Below are 2,867 nucleotides of genomic sequence, written 5' to 3' on the forward strand. Positions count from 1 at the left end.
ACCGCTCCGCTCCCATATTTCATAGGCGCGCTTCTCGATTTCCTTTTCGGTCGGTTGGGTCACTACGGGCCTCCTTCTACTCTGTACGGATCGTGAGGTGAGTGTCGGCTAGCCGCGGCCTCTTCGACAGCTAGTTACCACAGCCACATATTTCCACTCGCGCGCGAATCCCTCCTCAGCGTTCGCCGTTGCCCTCCCGGTTGGTAAAGCGGGCGTTGCCGAGGCCGGTGCCGATCGTCAGTACGCCCCAATGCTTCACGTCCTGCATGAAGGGGATCTCGGATAATCCCTGCACCACCCCATCGTTGTGCATGACGATGGCGGTGTCGTTCTTCCCGATCTGCGGGATCGCTTCGACGAGACTTGCGGGCAAATTGAATTTGCTGCTCTCCCAGTTGCCGGGCAAGTTCTGCGCGCCCTTCTCGATCGAGCCGTCGCTCTCGATGACCCCTGGGCATGCGATCCCGATGAATGGTGCGAGCTTGAATCCCTCGTCTTCCGCCTTCGCGATCAGTTCTTTGAGCATCTTGACCAGGCGCTTCACGGCGTTCTCTCGCGACGGCTCGTCGTCGGCATGACGCCATAGTTCGAACTTCCACACGCATGCCTTGGAGAGGTCCGGCGCCTTCTTGCGACGCGTTTCCACGACGCCGCAGCGGATGTTCGTGCCTCCGATGTCCACGGCAAGGATGGAGTCGTGAGCTTCGAAGATCCAGGATGGAGCGAGATATAGCGCGCCGATAAGGCCGGCGTTATCCGGGTGAGAATGGATCGGGAGCATCTCGACCTTAAAGTTTTCCGCCTTAAGGAGGATTTCGGCCCGGGCGATGGCAAGTTCGCCGAGTCGGCTGTCCCGAAAACCGCCGCCCACCACGACGCGCTCGGTTTTATCCCAGGCCTTCGCTTTTAGGAACCGCCGCGTTACGCGGGCTAGCTCCTGCGCAAAGTCCTCGATGGCGCTGTGGACGACAACGGAGGCTTCAGGATCGTCACCGCCAAGGACGGCGTCGAGCTCCTTCTTGCTGATGTCCTCGGAATGCTCCTTCCCGAAGGGGTCTTCGCCAGATTTGCGCAGCGGCTTTCGCCACTTTTCGAGAATTTCCCGGAAGGCGCCCTTGCTGGCGCGGTCCCCCAGGAATTCGTCCTCATCTTTTAGTTCGAGGTTGAAACTGTCGATCTTGACCCACGGAAGGCGAGAGGCGCCGTGTGGGGCTATGCCGGTGGTCTTGATCGTTTCGTCGGCCATTCTAAACCTTGCACAAGCCGCGGGCAGCTGGACGGTTTTGCATTCAACACGCGGCGCCAACCGCGGTTCCTCGCGTCTCCTTTTTCCCGTGCACGGTCAGGGACGACCTGCAGAGATCGCGCTCCTCAAACAAAATTAGCTTCTGACCGGAGATGATCCGCTTCCTCACTACAGATCTGAATGAAGAAAAAGCCACCTCCTATCCAATCAGCCCTAACGGGTTCGCGAATTCGCGAAGCCGCTGGTCTGTGATCGCATTTTCCGGCGCACGTACCACGCCGCTACCGCGATAGTCAGCCAAGCGAGGGACGCGCCGACAAAGGCGACAGGGATGTTGCTGCGCAAAACCAGCATCGAAAAACAGACTGCAAAAGCCAGCATCCCCAGCGCGCCGAGCGCGGCGCCAGCGGCATCGACGGCTGCCGCCATTTGCCCGCGACGCTTGCCGATGAGACCCGCTTCGCGCTTGCGGCGAATTTCGTGCTTCTCAATCAGCGTCGCGCTCGCGCAGAATATGGCTGGAAGGGCAAGAAAGACGCCACCGACGGCTGCTCCATAGCGGCCGCTGACGAGGCCGGTGAAGACGGTCGCAGCACCGCCGAGCGCGAAGCGGATCAGATATTCGTACCAGCGGCCTTGCTTGAGAGATGACGACGAAAAGCGGATCGGGCTCACGTCTGACCTCCAGCGACGATTAGGATCCCAAACGCGGCGACCAGCCAAACGCCCAGTGACAGCAAAGTAGCCGTTAGCGCTCGCAGCTTTGCGCGGACAAGCAGATGGCAGACGACGACACTGTAGATGGCGAGCGCAATGGCTCCCGCAATCATCGCATCGGCTTGCAAGGCGGCGTAGTTGACCCCGTGCTGATACAGCGCGATCCCAAGCGTGGCGAGCGCGACCGAGGGCGCTGCTCCGAATAGGCCGGCGAAGCTCTTTGGACGCAGAATATCTCCCAGCATGGCGAAGGCCGATACGACGGCGCCCCCGAGGAGGAAGCGGATGACGTACTCGGTCATTTGGCTCCTTTCCAGAGCTTCGAGAGCGGCCCGCCGGTCCCGTAGACCGGATCCTTGCGCGGCACCGACACCTTCGGGATGGCTTTCAGCGCTCGCTGACGCTCTTCGACACTTGTGCACTCGTCGTATGTGCCGGTCGGCGGGTATGCCCCGACGACGAGGAACTCATCGTCCGCCGAAAGGCACTGATGGCCTGTGCCGGCGGGAAGAACTGCGACGTCTCCAGCCTTCAGGGTGAAGATCTTTCCCTTGTTGCCGCCGAACCGAACGCGGCCCTTGCCACGCGCGATGCCGAGCGCCTCATGGATCCTGGAGTGGTAATGGACGTAGTCGTAGATGCCATCTCGCCAGCTGTCTCCCCATCCGTTCGCTTCAAAAAGGTCTTCGATCACGGCCGCTGGGTCCAGGCCCTTACCGAAAGCGACGACGTTTCGATAGATAATGAGCGGCCATCGCGGATGATTTGGGATGAGACCGTCGTCCTGGAAGCGAACCGTATAAGGTTTTCGCGCTCGCGCGAGATCCATAGCCTTCCGCTTGCCGGGGCGCTGCAAACCGGTCGCGCGTTCCATGTATCCCTTCAGGTCTTCAAGAGTCGGCAT

At 60.6% G+C, this 2,867-nt stretch carries 5 protein-coding genes; all 5 read right to left on the bottom strand.

Going from position 1 to position 2,867, the window contains the following annotated elements; all coding sequences use genetic code 11:
• Positions 1–63 (bottom strand): DUF2934 domain-containing protein (locus AKL29_RS46690; RefSeq protein WP_430648887.1); only part of this gene is annotated, 63 nt, incomplete at its 3' end.
• 112 nt (positions 64–175) lie between these two features.
• Positions 176–1,246, bottom strand: coding sequence for an ROK family protein (locus tag AKL29_RS21485; RefSeq protein ID WP_050385530.1), 1,071 nt, complete (start codon positions 1,244–1,246; stop codon positions 176–178).
• 213 nt (positions 1,247–1,459) lie between these two features.
• The gene (locus tag AKL29_RS21490) at positions 1,460–1,921 is read right to left on the bottom strand and encodes a DUF3147 family protein (RefSeq protein WP_050385531.1); all 462 of its coding nucleotides are present in this window, start codon (positions 1,919–1,921) and stop codon (positions 1,460–1,462) included.
• On the bottom strand, positions 1,918–2,265 hold the full coding sequence (locus AKL29_RS21495) for a DUF3147 family protein (protein ID WP_050385532.1): 348 nt from the start codon (positions 2,263–2,265) through the stop codon (positions 1,918–1,920). Before AKL29_RS21495 ends, AKL29_RS21490 begins: the two co-directional genes overlap by 4 nt.
• The coding region (locus AKL29_RS21500) for a cupin domain-containing protein (protein WP_050385573.1) at positions 2,262–2,867 on the bottom strand (606 nt) is incomplete at its 5' end. The genes AKL29_RS21500 and AKL29_RS21495, both read right to left, overlap by 4 nt.

It is taken from the genome of Bradyrhizobium pachyrhizi (genome assembly GCF_001189245.1).
Lineage (GTDB): Bacteria > Pseudomonadota > Alphaproteobacteria > Rhizobiales > Xanthobacteraceae > Bradyrhizobium > Bradyrhizobium pachyrhizi.